Here is a 22,354-nt window from a genome sequence, read left to right on the forward strand (position 1 = left end):
ACCCGCAGCTCGCCGACGCACCGGGCGCCGAACACTTCCGCGGCGAACTGGGCGAGGTGGTCTTCGACCGTGTGGTGTTCGGCTACGCCAACCCGCCGCGGCCGCTCTATGACGGCTTCACCCTGGTGGTGGCGCCAGGCGAGCGGGTGGCGCTGGTCGGCCCGACGGGGGCGGGCAAGTCCACCTTCGTCAAGCTGATCCAGCGGCTCTACGACTTGCAGGGCGGCCGGATCCTGATCGACGGCCAAGACATCTCTAGGGTCAGCCAGGCGAGTCTGCGGCGGGCGATCGCCGTGGTGCCGCAGGACCCGGCCCTGTTCCACCGTTCCATCGCCGAGAACATCAGCTACGCCCGGCCAGACGCGACGCCGGACGAAGTGATCTTGGCGGCCAAGCGGGCGCGAGCCCACGACTTCATCTGCCGTCTGCCGAACGGCTACGAGACGCCGGTCGGCGAGCGTGGGGTGAAGCTGTCGGGCGGCGAGCGCCAGCGGGTGGCCATCGCGCGGGCCTTCCTCGCCGACGCGCCAATCCTGGTGCTGGACGAAGCCACCTCGTCGCTGGATGTGGAGACCGAGCGCCAAGTGCAGGAAGCCATGGAGGAGCTGATGGTCGGCCGCACCACGGTGGTCATCGCCCACCGGCTGTCGACCATTCGCGGCGCCGACCGGATTTTGGTCTTCGATCAGGGCCGGATCGTCGAGGAGGGCCGCCACAAGGACCTCATCGACATGGGCGGAGCCTACGCCCGGCTGCACGCGGTGACGGAGGGGTTGGGCTGATGAGTTTGTTTGCCTTGACCCTTCCCGCCCGCATCGTCATCGGCGGGCTCTTGTCCCGGCGATCCATGGACGCGGGGCTGTCCGAAGAAGTCAGCGGGCGCGGTGTCTATGGATGGCCGACACAAGTGGTCGGCCATGACGAGCTTGTGGTGGGCAAGCGAAACGCGACGCGCGTCGAATTTGTGATCCAAGCCAGGGAAGCCGTTCCGTGACCGAGCATTACGAAGACACCGAGGACCAACAGAAGCGGGTCCTCTCCAACGGGAAGGTTCTGGCCTTCATCGCCTCGTTCTGGCTGCGGCGGCCGTGGCTGCTTGCCGCCTGCATCCTGCTGACCCTGCTGTCTGTCGGGTTCGACCTGGCCTTGCCCTGGGCGGCTGGGAAACTGGTCGATGCGGTGGCTGCTGGCCCGGCCAGCCAGGAACTCGCCTGGAGCGCCTGGGCGGCGTTCGTCGGGGTCTATCTGGCCTTTGCGATCATCCGCAACATCAGCTTCCGGTTCTGGAACCCGCTGGCGGCGGCGAACATGCAGGAGATGACTGACGAAGGCTTCAAGCGCGTGCAGTCGTTCTCGTCAGACTGGCATGCCGACACCTTCGCCGGCTCTACGGTGCGTCGCCTCAGCCGCGCGATGTGGGGCTACGACATGGTCTCCGATGCGGTGATCCTTTGGCTGGGGCCGGCCCTGCTGGTGCTGTTCGGGCTTTCGGGCGTGATGATCGCCCGCTGGCCGACCGTGGGCCTGTTCTCGCTGACGGTGGTGGTGCTCTACGTCGCTTCCAACCTGATCCTGACCGCGAAATATGTGCGGCCGGCGAACCTGAAGTCGGTCGCGCTCGATAGCCGGATCGGCGGGGCGCTGGCAGACTCCCTGTCCTCGAACCCGACCGTGAAGGCGTTCGGCGGCGAGCAGCGCGAGGAAGAACGGATCGGCGGCATCACCGCGCTCTGGCGGCGACTGACCCTCAACACCTGGACCCGGTTCATCAATGTCTGGCTGTGGCACAACCTGCTGCTGGTGGTGTTGCAGGCTGGCCTGACGGGCTTGTTGCTGCGGCTCTGGGCGCGGGGCGAGGCGACGGCGGGGGACGTGGCCTTCGTCATCACCTCGTTCATGCTGATGAGCGGCTATCTGCGAAACATCGGCGAGAACATCCGCATGATGCAAAAGGGCCTGGACGACGTCGAGGACGTCGCTCGCTTTGCGCAGACCGACGCCCAGGTGATGGACGCGCCGAACGCCCCGGCCTTCGCCGGGGAACTCGGCGAGATCATCTTCGACCGCGCGACCTTCCGCTACCAGTCGGCCGACGAGCCGCTCTATCGCGACTTCTCCCTGCGCATCGCGCCGGGCGAGCGGGTGGCGTTGGTCGGGCCGACGGGGGCGGGCAAGTCCACCTTCGTCAAGCTGATCCAGCGGCTCTACGACCTGCAGGGCGGCCAGATCCTGATCGACGGCCAGGACGTCGCCAGCGTCAATCAGGGGGCGCTGCGCCGGGCCATCGCGGTGGTGCCGCAGGACCCGGCGCTGTTCCACCGCACCATCGCCGAGAACATCAGCTACGCGCGGCCCAACGCCACGGACGAGGAGATCGCGCTCGCCGCCAAGCGGGCGCGGGCTCACGACTTCATCGCCAAACTGCCGCTCGGCTACGACACCCTGGTCGGCGAGCGCGGTGTGAAGCTGTCGGGCGGCGAGCGCCAACGGGTGGCTATCGCCCGGGCCTTCCTGGCCGATGCTCCTATCCTGGTGCTGGACGAGGCGACCTCCTCGCTCGACGTCGAGACTGAACGTAAGGTGCAGGCGGCGATGGAGGAGTTGATGGTGGGGCGCACGACCATCGTCATCGCCCACCGGCTGTCGACCATCCGCGGCGCCGACCGCATCCTGGTCTTCGACGAGGGCCGAGTGGTCGAGGAGGGCCGCCATCGCGAACTGATCGACAAGGGCGGGGCCTATGCGCGCCTGCACGCGGTGAGCGAAGGCTCCGTTTGACGGCGGGCCGAGGAACGATGCTAGAAACCCCCGGGGCCTGCGGCGGCCCTGGGGGAAGAGCATGACCTATGTGGAACAGGTGGTTCAGTGGCTCCGCCGACGGTTGGACCGCGATCCACCGCTCGCTGATCCCCGGCAGTTGAACGAGGTCCTGCGGGTGTTGGCCATCTGGCGCTCGCGGGCCATCGGCGAAGCCTATGTCCGCCATCATGGCGCGAAGATCATGCAGGGGCCTTTCGCCGGCATGGACTATCTGGCCACGGCGACTGAGGGTGCGATAACCGCCCGCTTGATCGGCACCTACGAATCCGAACTGCATCCGCACATCGACGCCTTCGTGAAACAGGACATCGACTGCGTGATCGATGTCGGCTGCGCCGAGGGCTACTACGCGGTCGGGCTGGCGCGGTTGATGCCGCGGGCGACGGTCTACGCCTACGACATCCAGGCCAAGGCGCGTGCCGCCTGCGCCGAAATGGCCGCCATGAACGGCGTCGCCGATCGAGTGATCATCGGCGAGGAATTCAAGCCCGAGGGCTTCGAGGCGTTCAAGGACCGGCGTTGCCTGGTGATGATCGACATCGAGGGCGCCGAAGACGATCTGTTGCGCCCCGACCTCTCGCCGTCACTGGCGCAGATGCCGTTGATCGTCGAGACGCACGACGTTTACCGCCCTGGCGTGTTGGATCGGCTGATCGAACGGTTTTCGCCCACCCACGACATTGTGCGACTCGACCCTCAGCCCAAGACCTTGCCGTTGCCGGGCTTCCTGAAAGGCGCAAGCCATCTGGACCAGCTGCTGGCGGTCTGGGAGTTTCGGCTCCAAGCCACGCCGTGGCTGGTGATGACGCCAAAGGCGTAACCCCAAGCTCAGCCGGCCTTCTCGGTCGCGATCCAGGCGTCGATGCGGCGTTCCAGCATGTCCAGTGGCATTGGACCGTGCAGCAGCACCGCGTCGTGGAAGCGGCGGATATCGAACTTGTCGCCCAGCTCGGCGCGCGCCTTTTCGCGCAGGGCCACGATCTTCATCTCGCCGGTCTTGTAGGCCAGGGCCTGACCTGGCCAGGAGACATAGCGCGCCAGCTCGACCTCGATGTTCAGCGGGGACAGCGCGGTGTTGTCGGTAAAACAGGCGCGGGCTTGGTCGAGAGTCCAGCCCTGCCAGTGGACGCCGGTGTCGGCGACCAGCCGGCAGGCGCGCCACATCTCGTAGGACAGCCGGCCGAACCGCTCATAGGCGTTGCGATAGATGCCCATCTCGCCGCCCAGCTTCTCGGCATAGAGACCCCAGCCCTCGATGAAGGCGCTGACGTCGGCCTCGCGGCGGAACATCGGCACCCCCTGTGCTTCCTGGCCGAGCGCGATCTGTAGGTGGTGGCCGGGCACGGCCTCATGCAGCGTCAGGGCCGGCAGTTCGTAGAGCCCGCGCTGGTCGAGCTTGTAGGTGTTGACCATGTAGCCGCCGGCGATCCCCAGCCGCGGGTTGCCAGGGAAGTAGCGGCCGGTGGTGTAGTCGGCCTCGAGGTCTGCTGGCACCGGGCGCACGCCATAGGTCAGGCGCGGCAAGGTGGCGAACCAGCCTGGCAATTGGTCGTCTATACGCTTGGCGATCTCCGAGGCCTTCTCCAGCAACTCCTCGCGCGAGGTCGCATAGAATTGTGGATCGGAGCGTAGGAAGGCCTGGAACGCGGCGAAATCGCCCTTGAAGCCGCTCTCGGCGATCACGCCGTCCATCTCGCCGCGGATCCGGGCGACCTCATCCAGGCCGTTCTGATGGATCTGGTCGGGCGTCAGCTTGGTCGTCGTATGGTCCTGGACCAGCCAGGCATAGTAGCGCTCGCCGCCTGGCAGGGTTCTCGCGCCAAGCTCCGGGCGGCTGGCTGGCAGATACTCGGTTTCCAGGAAAGTCACGAACTGCGCCTGGGCGGGGCGGATCTTGTCTCGGACGATGCCCAGCGCCTCGTCGCGCAAGGCGTCCCGTTCTTCCTGGGGGATGGAGGCCGGCAGCCTGTCCAGCGGGGCTAGCATCGGGTCGCTATCGAGTGGCGCGGCCGCCTGGGCCTTGGCGCGGGCTAGCACCTGCTCGCTGGTGGCGCGGGGCTGGGTGAAGCCGGTCTTGACGCCGCGGCGAGCGTTGTCGATCTCAGCGCGATAATAGGCCGGGACCGCGTTCAGGCGATCAATCCAAGCCTGACCGTCGCTGAACGTCCGCATCTGCGTCGAAGAGGCCAGATAGCTCATGGTCCCATCAAAGCCGTCATCGGAGCTGAACGGCATCCGTGCTTCGTCGAAGGCCAGTCGCTGGAGGCGGCGCTCAAGGGTCCAATGTAGGAACTCGCGGTTCAGCTCGCCCTCGGCCGACAGCTCGGACGGCGCGATCGCTGCGAGCTGCTTTTGCAGTTCCTTCAGCCGCTGGAAGCGGGCGACATCGGCCTCCAGGCTCGGGTCGGGCAGGCGCGACAGAGAGGGGCGGTCACCTTGGCTGCTCGCCAGGATCGGGTCCTCACCCAGGCTGAAGGCCTGATAGTCGATGATCAGCGTATTGAGCGCCGCATCGTCGGCGAGCGCGGGCGTCGCGGTCAGGGCCAGGATGATGGCGAGAGACGCCAGCCGCATGATCAGTCCACCTGCACTATGGGACAGCCAAGCTGGCGCCCCGCCGTTCTGGCGCCAAGGGTAAATTCGGCTAACGTCTCGCGGCGGCCCGCGAAGAATCACCGTGTTCCATCCGTCGCGCCGATCTGCATTGTCGGGGGAATTCGATGAGCTTCGTGACGCGCCGCAAGCCGGTCGAGCCCCCTCCAAGTCATGGCGAACACAGTCTGATCCGCACGCTGGGCTGGCCGCACCTGATGGCGCTGGGCGTCGGCGCCATCATCGGCACAGGCATCTACACCCTCACCGGGGTGGCGGCCGGGTTGGCCGGTCCGGGCGTCATTCTCTCGTTCGCCCTGGCCGGGGCGGTCTGCGCCTTCGCCGCGCTCTGCTACGCCGAGATGTCGACCCTGATGCCGCAGGCCGGCAGCGCCTACGCCTATTCCTATGTCGGCATGGGTGAGCTGATCGCCTGGGTGGTCGGCTGGAGCCTGATCCTCGAATACACTGTCGTCTGTTCCACCGTCGCGGTCGGCTGGTCGGGCTATGCTGGCGGATTAATGCAGCAGGCGGGCTGGAACATGCCGGCGGAGCTCTTGGCCGGTCCCCACGCGGGCGGGATCGTCAACCTGCCCGCCGTCTTCATCACCCTTGCGGTCACCTGCCTGCTGTTGGTCGGTACGCGGGAAAGCGCGACGGTCAATTTCATCCTGGTGTTGGTGAAGCTGGCGGCGCTCAGCGCCTTCGTGGCCCTCACCCTGCCGAGTTTCAATCCTGAGCACTTCCATCCCTTCGCGCCGTTCGGGTTCGGGGCGCAGATCGGACCGGATGGGGTCAAGCGAGGGGTGGCCGCGGCGGCGGGGATTATCTTTTTCGCCTTCTACGGGTTCGACGCGATCTCGACGGCGGCCGAGGAGGCCAAGGATCCTGGCCGCGACCTGACCATCGGAATCATCGGCTCGATGATCGCGTGCACCGCCATCTACATGATCGTCGCGGCCGCCGCCCTGGGCGCCTCGCCGTTCGAGGTGTTCTCGGCCAGCCCCGAGCCGCTGGCGTTCATCCTGCGGGGCCTCGGCCACCCGCAGGTCGCCGCCATTGTCGCCGGGGCCGCGGTCGTGGCTCTGCCGACCGTGATCATGGTCTTCATGTTCGGCCAGAGCCGGATCTTCTTCGCCATGGCGCGCGATGGCCTGTTGCCGCGCCGGCTGGCGGCGGTCGGGGCGCGCGGCGTTCCGGCCCCGGTCGTCATCTTGACTGGCCTGGTCGCCGCGGTGATCGCGGGCCTGCTGCCGCTGGGCGAGATCGCGGCCCTTGCCAACGCCGGGACCTTGCTGGCCTTCATCGCCACGGCGGTCGCGATGATGGTGCTGCGCCGCCGCTCGCCGGGGCTGCCGCGCCCGTTCCGGACGCCGTTGTGGTGGCTGGTCGGGCCGATGGCGGTGGTCGGCTGCCTCTATCTGTTCTCGACCCTTCCGGTCTCGACGATCGTCAATTTCCTGATCTGGAACGCGGCCGGGGTGGTGGTCTATCTGCTGTACGGACGGGTGAAGAGCCGGCTGGCGAACGCCTAGCGGCTTCCTGGATGACAGCCCCGGGCGCCGGGCCTAGAGTCTGCGTCGCCTACTCCCCTGGCGATCGTGCCAAGTAAGAGCCTTGCCCGTATTCAAGGGCGAAGCCGGGTGTGGGCTGGCGCGCATTATCGCGCCTTGGGGAGCGATTGTGAGTTCGACGCCGAAAGAGGCCGTGGCCGGCCGTATGAGCGGGCCTCCTGGAGGGCCTGGCCCCCGCGCGGGGATGCAGGACCTGACGGTCGGACCGATCGCCAAGACCCTGATCGTCTTCGCCATGCCGGTGCTCGGCTCCAACATCTTGCAGTCGTTGAACGGATCGGCGAACGCCATCTGGGTCAGCCATGTGCTGGGCGAGGCGGCGCTGACCGCCACGGTCAACGCCAACAACATCTTCTTCCTGATGCTGGGCGCGGTGTTCGGCATCAGCATGGCGGCCAACCTGCTGATCTCCCAATCGGTGGGCGGCAAGGACCTGGCCATGGTCAAGCGGGTTGTCGGCTCGGCGACGACCTTCTTCCTGTTCCTGTCCCTGGCGGTCGGGGTGGCGGGCTATCTGCTGACACCGGCGGTGCTGAAGATCATGCAGACCCCGCCCGACGCGACGCGGGATGCGATCATCTATCTGCGGGTGATCTTCCTCGCGATGCCTTTCATGTACTTCTTCTCGTTCGTCATGATGGCGCAGCGTGGGGCGGGCGACTCCAAGACGCCGTTCTGGTTCTCGGTTTTCGCGGTGGGTATGGATGTGATCCTGAACCCGCTGCTGATCATCGGGGTGGGGCCATTCCCCACGCTGGGGATCGCCGGCTCGGCGGCTGCCACCCTGATCAGCCAGACGGTCACCCTGGCGGCGATGATCGTCTATCTCTACCGCACCGACAGCGTCTTGATCCTCAAGCGCAGCGAGTGGCGGATGCTTGTTCCGCAGTGGGAGATCATCCGGACCCTGGTGGTGAAGGGCTTCCCGATGGCCCTGCAGATGCTGGTCATCTCCGGCGCGGCGGTGGTGATGATCCGCTTCGTCAACGCCTATGGCTCGGAGACGGCGGCCGGCTATGGCGCGGCGATCCAACTCTGGACCTACATCCAGATGCCGGCCATGGCGCTGGGCGCGGCGGTGTCCTCCATGGCCGCCCAGAACGTCGGGGCGGGCAAGATGGACCGGGTCAGCGAGATCGCCAAGCAGGGGGTTCTGATCGCCGTGGTGATGACCGGCATACCCGTATTGCTGATCTACCTGGTCGAGCCTTGGGTGCTGATGCTGTTCTTGCCGGCGTCCAGCCCATCCACCCCGATCGCCATGCACATCAACGCCTATGTGCTGTGGGGCTTCATCCCGTTCGGCATGGCCTTCGTGCTGAACGGCATCATCCGGGCGACGGGGGCGGTTTGGCCGCCGCTGATCGGGCTGCTGGTCTCGATGTGGTTCGTGCGGATCCCGTTCGCCCAGTTCCTGGAACCCTATCTGGGCCAGGATGCGATCTGGTGGAGCTTCCCGCTGGGCTCGATCATCTCGCTGATCCTGGCGGCGGGCTATTATCGCTGGGGAGGCTGGCGCAAGGCCCAGCTGATGAAGGGGCTGCCGCATGGATCGGCGCCCGACACCGGCCTTGGCGCTCCCATGCTGGCCGAGGAGAGCGAGGTGCTGGATGAAACGGCGCGCGCCCAGGACCGTGGCGAGCCGGTCAGGGCGCCCGCCCAGTAGGGCCGATCGTAGAAAACTTGCGCTGCAACGCTTGGGCGCCGTTGCGTCACGCAAACAAGCGTTTGATAATGGTGGCCAGGCCGGCGCCCTAAGGGGCTGTCCGGACGCCATTTTTTGCTAAGGCGGCGCGATCCGCCATACCGACTTTTTGAAAATCGCCTGCGCGAGGCGGGCATATGGGAGACGCTAGATGGCTTGGGATTTCGAAACGGATCCAGAATTCCAGAAGAAGCTCGACTGGATCGAGGACTTCATGCGCGAGGAGGTCGAACCCCTCTCGCACCTCGGCATGGCGGTGCATGGCCCGCTCGGCCGCGAGAAGTTCATCAAGCCGCTGCAGCAAAAGGTGAAGGACCAGGGTCTGTGGGCCTGCCACCTCGGCCCGGAACTCGGCGGCCAAGGGTTCGGCCAGCTCAAGCTCGGCCTGATGAACGAGAAGCTCGGCCGCAACGGCCTGGCCCCCACGGTCTTTGGCTGCCAGGCGCCCGACACCGGCAACGCCGAGATCATCGCCCACTACGGCACCGACAAGCAGAAGGAGCAGTATCTCTGGCCGCTGCTCAACGGCGACATCCGCTCGGCCTTCTCGATGTCCGAGCCGACCGGCGGCTCCGACCCGCTGACCTTCAAGACCCGCGCGGTGTTGGACGGCAATGAGTGGGTGATCAACGGCGAGAAGTGGTTCTCGACCAACGCCCGCTATTCCAAGGTTCTGGTGCTCTATGCGATCACCGATCCGGACGCCAAGGACCAGTATCGACGGACCTCGATCTTCCTGATCCCCACCGACACCCCCGGCGTCGAGATCGTCCGCAATGTCGGCGTCGGCAGCGGCGAGATCGGCAGCGGCAGCGAGGGCTATGTCCGCTACACCAACGTGCGCGTCCCCTATGACGCCCTGCTGGGTGAGCGCGGCGCGGCCTTCGTGATCGCGCAGGTCCGTCTGGGCGGCGGCCGGGTCCACCACGCCATGCGCACGGTCGGCGCCTGCAAGCACGCGCTCGACCTGATGTGCCGCCGCGCGGTGTCGCGCACCACCCGCGATGGCAAGCTGGCCGATCTGCAGATGGTGCAGGAGCAGATCGCTGACTCCTGGATCGCGCTGGAGCAGTTCCGCCTGCTGGTGCTGCGCACCGCCTGGCTGATCGACAAGCACAAGGACTACAACCTGGTGCGCAAGGATATCGCGGCCATCAAGGTCGCCATGCCCAAGGTCTATAATGACATCGCGACCAAGGCTGCTCACCTGCACGGCGCGCTGGGCGTCTCCAACGAAATGCCCTTTATGCACATGGTCACCAGCTCGCTGGTGATGGGCATCGCCGATGGTCCGACCGAGGTCCACAAGGTCACGGTCGCCAAGCAGGTTCTGAAGGACTACCGGCCCGACAACGACCTCTTCCCCAGCTACCACATCCCGCGCCTGCGGGAGGCTTCGGAAGAAAAGTACGCCAAGGAGCTCGGTGAACTGAAGGAAGCCTATAAGGCTCGCACCAAGACCGACGCCTGAATGCGTTCGCCCCGAGGCGCGCCCATTATCCGGGCGCGTCTCGGAGCGGCTTGGCTACAGTTCCGGACGCGGTTGGCTGAAGTCCACGATGGGCCGAACCTCGATCGTGCCGATCCGGGCTTGCGGGATACCGGCGGCGACCTGAACGGCTTCACTAAGGTCGCGCGCCTCGATGATGATGAAGCCGCCCAGCATCTCCTTGGTCTCCATGAACGGCCCATCGACGGTCGATATTTTTCCGCCGCGCATCCGCACGGTCTTGGCCTCGTTGGGCATGGTCAGGGCCTCGCCGGCGACGAAGTGGCCGCTGGCCGTCAGGACCTCGTCATAGGTCGAGCATTCGGCCAGGACGCTGTCGGCCTCCGGGCTGCCGCCGAACAGTGTCTGCGGATCGTAATAGATGAGGCAGGCGTAGCGCATGAAGGCTCCTTGTCTCAGGCGTCGAGGATGGGGGCGAAGCCGCCGTGGACCCAGCGCTTGGTGTCGTAGGGCGTGTTGGGAGAGTGCATACGGGGATCGGCGAACACCTTCCGCCAGGCTTGGTCGCGGACCGTTTTCGACGGCCATTCGATCCAACTGAAGACCACGGTTTCATCACTCGTCGCCTTCACCGCGGCCTTGAAGTCGGTGATCTTGCCGTCCGGGACATCCTCGCCCCAGCCGTCGACGACGCGGTTCGCGCCATGCTCGATCAGGATCGCCGCCTGAAGGGTGGTCAGGTCGCGGTAGGCGTCCTTGTTGGCCTCCGGAACCGCGAGAAGTGAGCCATCGATATAGCCCGCTCTCCCACTGGCGCCGGCCTCGATGATTGGGATGAAGCCGCCATAGATCATGCGTTGGGCGTCGAACGGCATGTTCGCGCCTATCTCCTGCATACGCGGGTCGCGGGTCACATTCTCAAAGGCGGCCTCGGCGGCGCTCTTGTCAGGATATTCGTGCCAGGCGAACACGATGACCTCGTGGGGCTCGGCCTTCACCGCCCCCTTGAAGTCGGTGACTTGGCCGTCGGGGACGTCGTCGCCCCAGGCTTCCACCATCCTGGTCACGCCGAATTCCTTGAACAGCGCCGCGGCGTCGGCGGCATGCTGGCGATAGGCTTCCTTGTTCGCGGCGGGGACGGCGGCGACGAACCCTTGCACATAGGCCATGGCGTCTTTCCTCTCGGTCTGAGCTGTCTTGGCGAGTGTTCCTCGAACCCGCCGTGAATGCGACTGGTCGTTCGACGACGTTCGGTTTCGACATTGGCGGGGATTTTTTTGACCACGACGCCGCCGAGTGCACGATCGGGCCGGCTCAATCTGAAACCAAGGGTGTACCGGCCGGGAGGCCTGACGCTAGTGTGCGTGGCCTCCGTTTTTGGATGCTCCTTCTCTGCATTTTTAGCTGTTTCATTCTCGAGGACATTGCGTGACCGACGTGCAGACCCAGACGCCTCCCCCTGCAGCCGCCACTTGGCCGGTGATGTCGCTGGCCCAGGCCCATGCGCAACTGACCGCGCCGGGCCAACGCTTCGAGATTGAGGAAAAGGACATCCGTGGCGTCACGACCCGGACCTGGAAGAACGCGCCGGCCACTCTGCGGGACATCTTCCTGAACGGGCGCACCTTCAAGGATCGCGAGTTCCTGGTTTACGAGAACGACCGCGCCACCTTCGAGGCCTTCGCCCGGGCGACCATCACGCTCGCCCGCCAACTGCAGGCCGATGGCGTGAAGAAGGGCGACCGCGTCGCCGTGGTCATGCGCAACATCCCCGAGTGGCCGGTGGCGTTCTGGGCCGGGATCCTGGCCGGGGCGATCGTCACGCCGCTGAACGCCTGGTGGACCGGGCCGGAACTGGAGTACGGCCTGGCCGATTCCGGGACCAAGATCGCCATCGTCGACGACGAGCGGTTGGAGCGGATCGCCGCCTCGTTCGACGCCCTGCCGGCCTTGGAAAAGGTCTATGTCCCGCGCCTGGGCGAAGGTCCGACCGACCCCAAGGTACGGCGTCTGGAGGACGTGATCGGCAAGGTCAACGATTGGGGCATGTTGGCCGACCAGCCGCTGCCCGACCTGCCGTTGGAGCCCGAGGACGACGCCACCATCCTTTACACCTCGGGCACGACGGGTAAGCCGAAGGGCGCGCTCGGCACCCATCGCAACATGACCTCGAACATCATGGCCAGCGGCATCTCGGCTACGCGGAACTTCCTGCGCGCCGGCCAGCCGCTGCCGGAATCCGATCCCCACAAGCTGCCGCAGCGGGTGAACCTGCTGGTGGTGCCGATGTTCCACGCCACGGGGCTGAGCGCCAACCTGTCGCCGGCCATGAACGCGGGCGGCAAGATCGTGCTGATGCGTCGCTGGGACACCGAGCCGGCGATGGCCTTGATTGAGCGTGAAAAAGTCAATTCCACCGGCGGCGTGCCGACCATCGCCTGGCAGCTGATCGAGCATCCAGCCCGCGACAAGTACGACCTGTCCAGCCTGATGGCGGTGTCCTATGGCGGCGCGCCCTCGGCGCCGGAATTGGTGCGCAAGATCGTCGAGGTTTTCCCGGCCTCCCAGCCCGGCAACGGCTGGGGCATGACCGAGACCACCGCCACCTTCACCTCGCACCTGGGCAAGGATTACGAGAACCGGCCTGATAGCGCCGGCCCGGCCGCACCGGTCGGCGAGATGCAGATCCGCGACCCGGCCGACGGCAAGAGCGTGCTGGCGGCGGGCGTGGTCGGCGAGCTGTGGGTCAAGGGGCCGCAGGTGGTGAAGGGCTATTGGAACAAGCCCGAGGCGACGGCTGAGACCTTCGTCGAGGGCTGGCTGCGCACCGGCGACTTGGCGCGCCTGGACGACGAGGGTTTCCTATTCATCGTCGACCGAGCCAAGGACATGCTGATCCGCGGCGGCGAAAACATCTACTGCGTCGAGGTGGAGAATGTGCTGTACGACCACCCAGACGTGATGGACGCCGCCCTGGTCGGCATCCCGCACAAGACGCTGGGCGAGGAACCGGCCGCTGTGGTTCACCTGAAGCCGGGCGGCACGGCCGACGAGGCGGAACTGAAAGCCTTCGTTCGCGAGCGGCTGGCGGTGTTCAAGGTTCCGGTGAAGGTTGTCTTCTGGCCTGAAACCCTGCCGCGAAACGCTAACGGCAAGATCGTGAAGACGGAGCTGAAGAAGGTGTTCGAGGGTGAGGCATGACTGTGCGTAAGCCGCTGATCGTCGGCATCGGCGGCACCACCCGTCCAGGATCCTCCAGCGAGTGCGCCTTGCAATGCGCCCTGCGGACCGTCGAGGCCGGAGGTGGGGAGACCCGCTTGCTGGGCGGGGACTTCCTGAGCCATCTGCCGATCTTCAATCCGGCCAACGCCGACCAGACCGATGAGCAGAAGCTGCTGGCCGACACCGTGCGCCAAGCCGACGGCGTGATCGTCGCCAGCCCGGGCTATCACGGCTCGATCTCCGGGGTGATCAAGAACGCGCTCGATACGCTGGAGGTGCTGCGCACGGACGAGCGGCCCTACCTGACCGACCGCGCGGTCGGCTGCATCATCACCGCCGACGGCTGGCAGGCCGCCGGCACCACTTTGACAACGCTGCGCTCGATCATACATGCGCTGCGGGGCTGGCCGACGCCGTTCGGCGCCGCCCTCAACTCGACGTCCCCCTTGTTCGACGCCGCCGGCGCCTGCAACGAGGCCAAGGACGCCTGGCAACTTAGCACCGTCGGCGAGCAGGTCCTGGACTTCGCCAAGATGAAGGCCCGCATATGACCGCCCCCAACCTGGTATCCCCCGCCAACGAGTCGGCTATCTCGCCGATCGAGGACATCATCGAGGACGCCCGCAATGGGCGGCCCTACATCCTGGTCGACGCCGAGGATCGTGAGAACGAGGGCGATGTCATCATCCCCGCCCAGTTCGCCACGCCCGACCAGATCAACTTCATGGCCAAGCATGCGCGCGGCCTGATCTGCCTGTCGATCACCGCCGAGCGCGCCCGCGCCCTGCGCCTGCCGCCGATGGCCATCGACAACCAGTCCGGTCACGGCACGGCCTTCACCGTGTCGGTCGAGGCGCGCGAGGGTGTGACGACCGGCATCTCGGCCCATGACCGCGCCCATACTATCGCCGTCGCCGTCGACCCGACCAAGGGCGCCGACGAGATCGTCTCGCCCGGCCACGTCTTCCCGCTGGTCGCCAAGGATGGCGGCGTGTTGGTCCGCGCGGGCCACACCGAGGCAGCGGTCGATATCAGCCGCATGGCGGGCCTGAATCCGGCCGGCGTGATCTGCGAGATCATGAAGGACGACGGGTCGATGGCCCGGCTGCCGGACCTGGTCGCCTTCGCCCAATTGCACGGCCTCAAGATCGGCACCATCGCCGACTTGATCGCCTATCGCCGCCGCACCGAGCGTCAGGTGGAGCGTGTGCTGGAGACGCCGTTCGACAGCGCCTATGGCGGTCGCTTCCGGATGCTCATCTATCGCAACATTCTCGACAAGACCGAGCACGTTGTCCTGACCAAGGGCAAGATCGACGCCGACAAGCCGACCCTGGTGCGCATGCATCGCGTCGATTTCGCCGCCGACATGCTGGGCCACAAGGAAAGCCGTCGGGACTATGTGCCCAAGGCGCTGCAGGCCATCGCCGACTACGACGGCGCCGGCGTGGCGGTGTTCATCCGCGACTCCAACCCCGCCTGGCTGTCGGAGCGTTACGGCGCCGAGCCTGGCGTCGATCATGGTGCGAACGTGCTGCGTGATTACGGCGTCGGCGCTCAGATCCTGCTGGATCTCGGGGTGCGCGACATGGAGTTGCTCTCCAACAGCGCCACCGTCCTGCCAGGTTCGGGCGGCTACGGCCTGCGGATCGTCGGGCGCCGTCCGCTCGACGCGTAGGTTTCTCCGGCCCTCAAGTTCGTCATCCCCGGGCTTGTCCCGGGGATCCATACGCACGGACCGTCCCGGTAAAATCGCCGACCTCGGAGTCTATGGATGGCCGGCACAAGAGGCCGGCCATGACGACCGGAATGGGGGAGCGGCGGCCGCGCGCCTAAAGTCCCGCCCGGAACACCCAGTGGGGCCAGACCTGCTCGGAGTGCAGTCGGCGCTCCATGACCAGTTGTTCGACGGCCTCGGTGGCGCCGATGCAGGAGGGCGCGTCGGCGTCATCGTAGACGACGTAGCCGCCCTTCGCCATGAACGGCCAGACCTCGTCCTGGGCGTATTTCACCCCGGAATAGATATCGCAGTCGATGTGAGCCAAGCCGAACTTCGGCTGTTTGCGGGCGATGGCCGGGAAGGTGTCCTGGAACAGGCCCTTCACGATCTCCAGGTTCTTGAGCTTAAGCTTGTCGCGCCGCTTGGCCAGGGCCTCGTAGGAGGCCTCCGCGAAGTCGCCGGCGCCGTGCAGGTCGCGCGCGGCGTCCGTCACCGGCATGCCGGCATAGGTGTCGCAGGCGTAGACCTTGGCCTTCGGGTGCAAGGCCTTCATCACATGAGCCATGAACAGGGCGTTGCCGCCTCGGAACGAGCCGAACTCGATGACGTCGCGGCCCTCCAGGCGGTCGGCGAACAGGGTGAGGATGAGGAACAGGTTCATCCGCTTGGCCTCGACCATCAGCGACCAACCGCCGCTGGCCTCGACCGCGGCCTGGTAGAGCCGGTCGGCGGCGACCTGCTCAGCCAAGCCGGCATGCATCAGCCCCCACCCTCGCTGGTAGCCGTCGCGGGCTGATCGCCCGCCAATGATGGTGTCGGGGGTGCCGATGTTGGGAAGTTCGATGCGGGCCATGGCTATGTTGCTATGGGCGCGCGCGATTCATGGCAATCGAAGTTCAATGAACGAAGCTACGCCGTGGCGGTCTTCGACATGCTGGAACAGCGTTTGGCCCGCGAGGCGCGCTTAAGGTCCTCGAGTCGGGCGAGCAGCCGGGCGCTGGCCGCCGACGGGGCGGCGCCGAGCGAGGCGGGGAAGAGGAATGCCTGGGCGGTCTGGCCCTCGCGCGGCTGGCGTTCACGCTTGCTCGCCGAGATATAGGCGCGATGGGTGAGGGCGAGTTCGGCCGTCAACTGGCTACAAGACAGGTTGCTGTAGTCAGGCCCCTGAGGCCTGGCCGAGGCCGTGACCGTTGGTGTTGTCGCGCACGCCGCCAGCATGGCCGCGGCGGCGATCGGAAGGATCGCGCCCATCATTCCTGAAGCCCTCCCAAGGGGTTCTTGTTGGAATGACTTTGGCACGTCCGTGGCAATTGTCTCGCGCGAACATCGGCCTGATGGGGTTTGCCGCACGGCCATGCCGAGGATTGTCGTTTTCTTGGGCGCTGAACCCGCCTATATGACAGGCTGCTTCATTGCACCGCCCGGCCGAAAGGCCGGGCGCCGTCATTTTGGGGAAGACCGTCATGACCGACATCCTGATGCCGAAGGCGACCGCCGTCTGGTTGGTCGACAATACCTCGCTGACCTTCGACCAGGTCGCGGACTTCTGCGGCCTGCATCCGCTGGAAGTGAAAGGCATCGCCGATGGGGAAGTGGCGCGCGACATCCGCGGCGCCGACCCGATCGCCAACGGTCAGCTCTCGCGTGAGGAGCTGGACCGGGCGCAGGGCAATCCGAAGTACCGGATGACCGCTCAGAAAAGCCGTCACGCCGAGCTGCTGAAGCCCGTGAAGAAAGCGCCGCGCTACACGCCGGTGTCGCGTCGCCAGGATCGTCCGGACGCCATCGCCTGGTTCATCCGCAACCACCCCGAAGTGGCCGACAGTCAGATCGCTCGCCTGCTGGGAACCACCAAGGCCACCATTGACCAGGTGCGGACCCGCACGCACTGGAACTCAGCCCAGATCAAGCCGGTCGATCCGGTGACGCTGGGTCTCTCGACCCAGATGGAACTGGACGCGGTGGTGAAGAAGGCCGCTGAGAAGAAGGCCAAGGACGACGCCAAGCGCGGCATCGTGGACGGCCCGACCTTGGAATCGGCCTCCGCGTCGGCTTCCGCCCCGGCCCCGGCTCCGGTCCACGAAGCCGAAGAGCCGCACTATGATGACGAAGACGGCGACGACGAAGACTAAGAGGCGTTGAAGCTGGGGAAGGGCGCGGCCCTTCCCTGGCTTGAACGCTCAGGCGGCCCTGGCGACCGCCCCCGGGGACCATGGAGACGGTCGATCAGGGTCGCCTGGCGTCCGGCCCCTCCCGCGGACAAGGAAGAGCCTTGGGCCTAGTGCGCTCGCGCGCCCAGGGCTTCGATCTCTTCCTTGAGCTTGAGCTTTTGGAGCTTCATCTCCCTTAACTTGATAGCGTCTGAGGCCGGCCTCTTCGTCTCCTCCTGAATCGCGGTTTCGAGTTTTTGATGGCGCGATCCAAGTTCTCGGATACGGGCTTCAACGGCCATGACGTGTCATCTCCTTGTTGAACCTACCCCCCGAGTGAACACCCGCTGGTCTGGCCTGTCAGATCACATATGTTTGCAGTCCGACGCAGGCCGTCGGGGCCTTGAAACCTGCGGTGGAGATCCAAAGGCATGACCAAACCTGAGCGGCAGCGCTTGGTCGTCGGCATCTCCGGCGCTAGCGGCGTGGCCTATGGCCTGCGGGTTCTGGACGCCTGCCGCGAGCTCGGCGTCGAGAGCCATTTGATCTTCTCGAAGGCGGCCGCCTTGACGCTCGCCCAGGAGACCACCCTGTCGCTGGCCCAGGCTCAGGCGCGCGCAGATGTGATCCACAAGGTCGGCGACGTCGGCGCCGCGGTGGCGTCGGGTTCGTTTCCGACCCTGGGGATGATCATCGCGCCCTGTTCGGTTCGGACCATGAGCGAGATCGCCACCGGAGTGACCTCGTCCCTGCTCACCCGCGCCGCCGACGTGACGCTCAAGGAGCGCCGACCGTTGGTGCTGATGGTTCGCGAGACGCCGCTCCACCTGGGCCATTTGCGCACCATGGTCCGGCTGGCCGAGATGGGAGCCATCATCGCTCCGCCGCTGCCGGCCTTCTACACCAAGCCGCAGACGCTGGAGGAAATGGTCGATCAATCGGTCGGCCGCGCCCTCGATCTGTTCGGTCTCTCCTGGCGACCGGTGAAACGCTGGGGCCAGGATATCGGCCCGCTGACGGGAGACGCCTGACATGTCGCTCTGGGACTGGACGCTTGAGGCCTATGCCCGGCCTGGCGTCCCCGAGGCCTGCCTGGCCCTGCAGGACGAGCACGACCTGAACACCTCATTCCTCCTCTGGGCGGTTTGGGCCGAGGGGCCGGACGCCGCGGTGCTGGCCCAGGCGGCCAGCGCCGGCAAAACCTGGGACGCCCGCGTCCTGAAGCCGATCCGCGAGGTTCGCAGGACCCTGAAGGCGGGCTTTCCCGCCATCGACGACGGCGGGCGCGAGGGGTTGCGCGAGGATGTTAAGTCGGTGGAGCTCCGCGCCGAGCGGGTGCTGATGGAAACGCTCGAGGCCTTGACCGAGGATCGCCGCGGCGGGACCCCGGCCCTGACCGCCTTGCAGGCCGCCTCGCGCGCCTGGGGTGTTCGCGCGCCGGACGACGCCCTGGCTCGCCTGGCGGGTGCGCTGAGCTAGACCATGCGCCAGAGCGTGGCATGATCAGGTTGTTTCTTTGGGTTTAGGGTCCTTCTCATGGGCTCCGGGGCGGTAAGCGTATGAACGACGACGAGAGGGATGATCCCGAGGCCACGCTTGGCTCCCGGTTGCGTATCCTGATGCAGGAACACTTCGATCTGGACGTCGCGGTCCAGGCTATCGCGGTGGCGCCGGTGCCCGACATGATGGTCATCGCCCGCCTGAAGCGGAAGAAGCTCGTCCTGAAGGACGAGATCGAGCGCCTAAAGGATCAGCAGACCCCCGACATCATCGCCTGACGCTCTAGAGGCTTCCCGTGGGGGGGATTTACGCTCCGCCGAGCTCGCGCCGTTCGCGCTTGCGGGCGAACATGGCCGCGTCGGCGTCCGCGATCAGGGCCTCGGGATCCATGTCGGCCGAGATATCCCGGACCCCGTAGGAGACCCGCAGCGACGCGCTCTCGTCGCCGAACTGGACCGGCGTCCGCCCGATCGCCTCAGCTAGGCCGGCGGCCTTGGCGGCGGCGGTGACCGCATCGGTCTGGACCAGGATGACCGCGAACTCGTCGCCGCCCATGCGGCCGACGATGTCGCTTTCGCGGACATTGGAGGTCAGGCGGTCGGACACCGCGTGGAGACACGCGTCGCCGGCGGCGTGGCCATAGCGATCATTGACGCCTTTGAAGCCATCGACATCGAAATAGACCAGGCTGGCGGGCGAGCCGTAGCGCTGGGAAAAGGTCCTGACGCGCGACAGTTCGCGAACGAAGGCGCGCCGGTTGAGCAACGGCGTGAGCGCGTCGCGGTCGGCCAAGCCCTCGACCTCGACGAGCCGGGCCTTCAGCCGCGACACCTCGCCGCGCAACTCGGCGACCTCGGTCAGCAGGGTTTTCATCGCGACCAGGACGGCGGGCGTCAGGTCGGCTTCGCCGAGCCCCAGGAAGGCGGCTTGATCGACTGGCGATCCCGCGCCCGCGCTCGCCTGAGCCCCGGTCTGACCCGGCGCGCGCTTGCGGATGGAGGCGAAGGGTTCGGAACGGGCGCCGGTGATCTTCATGGGGCCTTCTTTCCGATGGGAATCAGAGATTTCCAAGTCAGATCAGAATCCTGAACGTCCTTGGTTGCGGGCGCAAGGCCGGCGCCTATACTCCCCGCCTTTCCGCGAAGGGGCTTGTCGGAATGAGCGCAACGAAACCGCCGGTCGCGATCATCATGGGCAGTCGTTCAGACTGGCCCACCATGAAGGCTGCCGCGGAGAGCCTGGACGCGCTCGGCGTGGCCTATGAGGCCAAGGTGGTCTCGGCCCACCGCACGCCTGACCGGATGTACACCTTCGCCAAGGGCGCGAAGGCGGCGGGCTTCAAGGTGATCATCGCCGGGGCCGGCGGCGCCGCGCATCTCCCGGGCATGACCGCTTCCCTGACCGAGCTTCCCGTGCTGGGCGTGCCGGTTGAGTCCAGGGCGCTGAAGGGCATGGACAGCCTGCTCTCCATCGTCCAGATGCCCGGCGGCGTTCCGGTGGCGACCCTGGCTATCGGCGAGGCGGGCGCGAAGAACGCCGGCCTTCTCGCCGCCCAAATTCTGGCGCTCTCCGATGAGGCGCTGGCCGAACGTCTGGCGCAGTTCCGCGCCCGCCACACCGACAGCGTCGCCGAAACAGTCGAGGACTGAGAGACCCCCATGCCTAAACTGCCTCTGCCCCCCGGCTCGACGATCGGGATTCTCGGCGGCGGGCAGCTTGGCCGCATGCTGGCGCTCGCCGCTGGCCGGCTGGGCTTCGACGTGGCCATTCTTGAACCCGAGGTCGGCGCCCCGGCTACTCGCGTGGCGGCCCACACCGTGGTCGGCGCCTATGATGATCCGACGGCGCTGGCGGCGCTCGCCAAGCTGGCCCGCGTGGTCACCTTCGAGTTCGAGAACGTGCCGGCCGCCTCGGTCGAGCACCTGACCGCGCTCGGCGTGGCGGTCGCGCCCGGCGCACGCGCCCTGGCGATCGCCCAGGATCGCGTCGCGGAAAAGACTTTCCTGAACGAGGCTGGCGTCGCCACGGTGGCCTTCGCCGCCGCCGACACCGCGCAGGCGGCCCAGGAGGCCATGGCGAGCCTCGGCGCGCCGGTGCTGATGAAGACCCGTCGCGAGGGCTATGACGGCAAGGGCCAGCGCTGGGTCGAGCACGCCGCCGAGGCGCCCGTCGCCTTCGAGGCTGTCGGCGCCAAGCCGGTGATCCTTGAGGCGCCCGCCAATTTCGTGCGCGAGCTGTCGGTGATCGCCGCGCGCGGCCGAGGCGGCGAGATCGCGGTGTATCCGCTGGCCGAGAACCACCATGAGAAGGGCGTGCTTCGCCGCACCTACGCGCCGGCCAAGGTCACCAGCGAGACCGCCGACCAAGCCGAAAGGATCGCCGCGAAGATCCTCAGCGGCCTCGACTATGTCGGTGTCATCGGCATCGAGCTGTTCGAGTTGGCCGACGGCCGGCTGTTGGTCAACGAGATCGCGCCGCGGGTTCATAACACCGGGCACTGGACGATGGACGGCTGCGAGGTCGACCAGTTCGAGCAGCATATCCGCGCCGTGGCCGGTTGGCCGCTGGGCCCGACCCACGCCCACGCGCAGGTCGAGATGCTGAACCTGTTGGGCAAGGAGGCCGACGCCTGGGCCAAGCTGGCCGGCGAGCCGGAAACTCGCGTGCACCTCTATGGCAAGCGCGACGCCAAGCCCGGCCGTAAGATGGGCCACGTCAACCGGCTGCGGCCGCTGTAGGTCGGGGCGCGTCCGACGCTTCGCGTCGCCCTTCACCTAACCTCTCTCGAGGGAGAGGGACTTCGCTAGATAAATCCTGGGGTAGGGGGCGTCGCCGTTGTTAGACGGATGGCTTCAGGCCTCGGCGGGAATGGCCGAGAGCGCTTCTTCCAGTTCCAGGAAGCTCGGTTGCGCGCCCGAGGGCACGCTGCCACGGCCGATCTCCACGGAGATCTGGGCGGCGTTGCCGTGCAGGTGGGCGACCAGCACGGACTGGATGATCTTGTAGAAGGAGCCTTCCTCCTCGACCACGTCCTTGAGGCGCGTGGCCATCGGGCCGACCAGGCCATAGGCCAGGAACACGCCGAGGAAGGTGCCGACCAGCGCCGAGCCGATCATGCCGCCCAGGACTTCCGGCGGCTCGGTGATCGAGCCCATGGTCTTGATGACGCCCAGCACGGCCGCGACGATGCCCAGCGCCGGCAAGGCGTCGGCGAGGTTCTGCAGCGCATGGGCCGGAGCCAGCACTTCATGATGGTGTTTTTCGAGCTGCGTCGCCATGGCGTCCTCGACCTGGTGCGGGTCCTCGAGGTTCATGGTCATCATCCGCAGGGTGTCGCAGATGAAATCGACGGCGAAGTGGTCCTTCATCACCCGCGGGTAGCGCGAGAAGATCGTGCTCTCCTTGGGATTCTCGATGTGGCTTTCCAGGGCGATCACGCCCTTGGACTTCATGGTCTTGGTGAGCAGGAACAGCAGCGACAGCAGGTCCCGGTAGTCCGAGGCCTTCCATTTCGGGCCGGCGAACACCTTGCCGAAGCCTGAGAGCGTGCCCTTGATCACCGGCACCGAGTTGCCGATCAGGAAGGCTGCGACGCCCGCGCCGCCGATCGCCATCATCTCG

At 66.5% G+C, this 22,354-nt stretch carries 24 protein-coding genes; 16 read left to right on the forward strand and 8 right to left on the reverse strand.

From position 1 onward, the window contains the following. The 4 genes from Q7T84_RS13965 to Q7T84_RS13980 all read left to right on the forward strand — a co-directional run. Positions 1 to 782 (forward strand): ABC transporter ATP-binding protein (locus Q7T84_RS13965; protein WP_304809952.1); only part of this gene is annotated, 782 nt, incomplete at its 5' end. Beyond that, a complete protein-coding gene (locus tag Q7T84_RS13970; protein ID WP_304809954.1) occupies positions 782 to 994 on the forward strand; it encodes a hypothetical protein in 213 nt (70 codons plus the stop codon). The genes Q7T84_RS13965 and Q7T84_RS13970, both read left to right, overlap by 1 nt. Continuing rightward, positions 991 to 2,778 (forward strand): ABC transporter ATP-binding protein, encoded by a 1,788-nt coding sequence (locus Q7T84_RS13975; RefSeq protein ID WP_304809956.1) that lies wholly within the window; start codon positions 991 to 993, stop codon positions 2,776 to 2,778. The genes Q7T84_RS13970 and Q7T84_RS13975 overlap by 4 nt, the downstream gene beginning before the upstream one ends. 61 nt (positions 2,779 to 2,839) lie before the next feature. After that, positions 2,840 to 3,640: a class I SAM-dependent methyltransferase gene (locus tag Q7T84_RS13980; RefSeq protein ID WP_304809957.1), complete on the forward strand. Its 801-nt coding sequence runs from the start codon at positions 2,840 to 2,842 to the stop codon at positions 3,638 to 3,640. 8 nt (positions 3,641 to 3,648) lie between these two features. On the opposite strand, the gene Q7T84_RS13985 is transcribed toward Q7T84_RS13980, so the two are convergent. Further along, on the reverse strand, positions 3,649 to 5,394 hold the full coding sequence (locus Q7T84_RS13985) for a DUF885 family protein (RefSeq protein ID WP_304809959.1): 1,746 nt from the start codon (positions 5,392 to 5,394) through the stop codon (positions 3,649 to 3,651). Positions 5,395 to 5,540: 146 nt separating this feature from the next. On the opposite strand from Q7T84_RS13985, the gene Q7T84_RS13990 reads away from it, so the two are divergent. From Q7T84_RS13990 to Q7T84_RS14000, 3 genes are all read left to right on the forward strand, one after another. Continuing rightward, positions 5,541 to 6,947: an amino acid permease gene (locus Q7T84_RS13990; protein WP_304809961.1), complete on the forward strand. Its 1,407-nt coding sequence runs from the start codon at positions 5,541 to 5,543 to the stop codon at positions 6,945 to 6,947. Positions 6,948 to 7,095: 148 nt separating this feature from the next. Continuing rightward, a complete protein-coding gene (locus tag Q7T84_RS13995) occupies positions 7,096 to 8,652 on the forward strand; it encodes an MATE family efflux transporter (protein ID WP_304809963.1) in 1,557 nt (518 codons plus the stop codon). Positions 8,653 to 8,842: 190 nt separating this feature from the next. Then, positions 8,843 to 10,162: an acyl-CoA dehydrogenase family protein gene (locus Q7T84_RS14000; RefSeq protein ID WP_304809965.1), complete on the forward strand. Its 1,320-nt coding sequence runs from the start codon at positions 8,843 to 8,845 to the stop codon at positions 10,160 to 10,162. Between the two features lie 54 nt (positions 10,163 to 10,216). Here Q7T84_RS14000 and Q7T84_RS14005 read toward each other — a convergent pair whose 3' ends face one another. Further along, positions 10,217 to 10,582 (reverse strand): YciI family protein, encoded by a 366-nt coding sequence (locus tag Q7T84_RS14005; protein ID WP_304809967.1) that lies wholly within the window; start codon positions 10,580 to 10,582, stop codon positions 10,217 to 10,219. 14 nt (positions 10,583 to 10,596) lie between these two features. Beyond that, on the reverse strand, positions 10,597 to 11,310 hold the full coding sequence (locus Q7T84_RS14010; RefSeq protein WP_304809969.1) for a DUF1428 domain-containing protein: 714 nt from the start codon (positions 11,308 to 11,310) through the stop codon (positions 10,597 to 10,599). A gap of 313 nt (positions 11,311 to 11,623) precedes the next feature. Between Q7T84_RS14010 and Q7T84_RS14015 the strand changes: the two genes are divergently transcribed. From Q7T84_RS14015 to ribB, 3 genes are read left to right on the forward strand one after another with little or no spacing between them, the layout of a single operon-like run. After that, positions 11,624 to 13,342, forward strand: coding sequence for a class I adenylate-forming enzyme family protein (locus Q7T84_RS14015; protein WP_304809996.1), 1,719 nt, complete (start codon positions 11,624 to 11,626; stop codon positions 13,340 to 13,342). Then, positions 13,339 to 13,914, forward strand: coding sequence for an NADPH-dependent FMN reductase (locus Q7T84_RS14020; RefSeq protein ID WP_304809971.1), 576 nt, complete (start codon positions 13,339 to 13,341; stop codon positions 13,912 to 13,914). The genes Q7T84_RS14015 and Q7T84_RS14020 overlap by 4 nt, the downstream gene beginning before the upstream one ends. After that, a complete protein-coding gene (gene ribB / locus Q7T84_RS14025; RefSeq protein ID WP_304809973.1) occupies positions 13,911 to 15,041 on the forward strand; it encodes a 3,4-dihydroxy-2-butanone-4-phosphate synthase in 1,131 nt (376 codons plus the stop codon). Before Q7T84_RS14020 ends, ribB begins: the two co-directional genes overlap by 4 nt. 154 nt (positions 15,042 to 15,195) lie before the next feature. On the opposite strand, the gene Q7T84_RS14030 is transcribed toward ribB, so the two are convergent. After that, positions 15,196 to 15,936 (reverse strand): TylF/MycF/NovP-related O-methyltransferase, encoded by a 741-nt coding sequence (locus tag Q7T84_RS14030; RefSeq protein ID WP_304809975.1) that lies wholly within the window; start codon positions 15,934 to 15,936, stop codon positions 15,196 to 15,198. Between the two features lie 56 nt (positions 15,937 to 15,992). Continuing rightward, positions 15,993 to 16,337, reverse strand: a complete 345-nt coding sequence (locus tag Q7T84_RS14035; protein ID WP_304809978.1) for a hypothetical protein — start codon at positions 16,335 to 16,337, stop codon at positions 15,993 to 15,995. Between the two features lie 209 nt (positions 16,338 to 16,546). On the opposite strand from Q7T84_RS14035, the gene Q7T84_RS14040 reads away from it, so the two are divergent. Beyond that, positions 16,547 to 17,215 carry a DUF1013 domain-containing protein gene (locus tag Q7T84_RS14040; RefSeq protein WP_370653665.1) on the forward strand — a complete coding sequence of 223 codons (669 nt, stop codon included), beginning with the start codon at positions 16,547 to 16,549 and terminating at the stop codon, positions 17,213 to 17,215. Between the two features lie 146 nt (positions 17,216 to 17,361). Here the strand turns inward: Q7T84_RS14040 and Q7T84_RS14045 are convergent, their stop codons facing one another. Then, a complete protein-coding gene (locus Q7T84_RS14045; protein WP_304809980.1) occupies positions 17,362 to 17,535 on the reverse strand; it encodes a YdcH family protein in 174 nt (57 codons plus the stop codon). A gap of 129 nt (positions 17,536 to 17,664) precedes the next feature. On the opposite strand from Q7T84_RS14045, the gene Q7T84_RS14050 reads away from it, so the two are divergent. From Q7T84_RS14050 to Q7T84_RS14060, 3 genes are all read left to right on the forward strand, one after another. Then, on the forward strand, positions 17,665 to 18,264 hold the full coding sequence (locus tag Q7T84_RS14050) for a UbiX family flavin prenyltransferase (protein ID WP_304809982.1): 600 nt from the start codon (positions 17,665 to 17,667) through the stop codon (positions 18,262 to 18,264). A gap of 1 nt (position 18,265) precedes the next feature. Then, positions 18,266 to 18,712 (forward strand): TIGR02444 family protein, encoded by a 447-nt coding sequence (locus Q7T84_RS14055; RefSeq protein WP_304809984.1) that lies wholly within the window; start codon positions 18,266 to 18,268, stop codon positions 18,710 to 18,712. 80 nt (positions 18,713 to 18,792) lie between these two features. Continuing rightward, the gene (locus Q7T84_RS14060) at positions 18,793 to 19,011 is read left to right on the forward strand and encodes a YdcH family protein (protein ID WP_304809986.1); all 219 of its coding nucleotides are present in this window, start codon (positions 18,793 to 18,795) and stop codon (positions 19,009 to 19,011) included. Positions 19,012 to 19,039: 28 nt separating this feature from the next. Here Q7T84_RS14060 and Q7T84_RS14065 read toward each other — a convergent pair whose 3' ends face one another. Then, a complete protein-coding gene (locus Q7T84_RS14065; RefSeq protein ID WP_304809988.1) occupies positions 19,040 to 19,768 on the reverse strand; it encodes a GGDEF domain-containing protein in 729 nt (242 codons plus the stop codon). 122 nt (positions 19,769 to 19,890) lie between these two features. Here Q7T84_RS14065 and purE point away from each other — a divergent pair, with 122 nt between their 5' ends. Together purE and Q7T84_RS14075 are read left to right on the forward strand one after the other, a co-directional pair. Next, the gene (gene purE / locus Q7T84_RS14070; RefSeq protein WP_304809990.1) at positions 19,891 to 20,382 is read left to right on the forward strand and encodes a 5-(carboxyamino)imidazole ribonucleotide mutase; all 492 of its coding nucleotides are present in this window, start codon (positions 19,891 to 19,893) and stop codon (positions 20,380 to 20,382) included. A 9-nt stretch (positions 20,383 to 20,391) separates the two neighbouring features. Next, the gene (locus Q7T84_RS14075) at positions 20,392 to 21,471 is read left to right on the forward strand and encodes a 5-(carboxyamino)imidazole ribonucleotide synthase (RefSeq protein ID WP_304809992.1); all 1,080 of its coding nucleotides are present in this window, start codon (positions 20,392 to 20,394) and stop codon (positions 21,469 to 21,471) included. 114 nt (positions 21,472 to 21,585) lie between these two features. Here Q7T84_RS14075 and motA read toward each other — a convergent pair. Beyond that, on the reverse strand, positions 21,586 to 22,354 hold a 769-nt coding region (gene motA / locus Q7T84_RS14080; protein ID WP_304809995.1), incomplete at its 5' end, for a flagellar motor stator protein MotA.

This window comes from Phenylobacterium sp. (genome assembly GCF_030654915.1).
Lineage (GTDB): Bacteria > Pseudomonadota > Alphaproteobacteria > Caulobacterales > Caulobacteraceae > Phenylobacterium.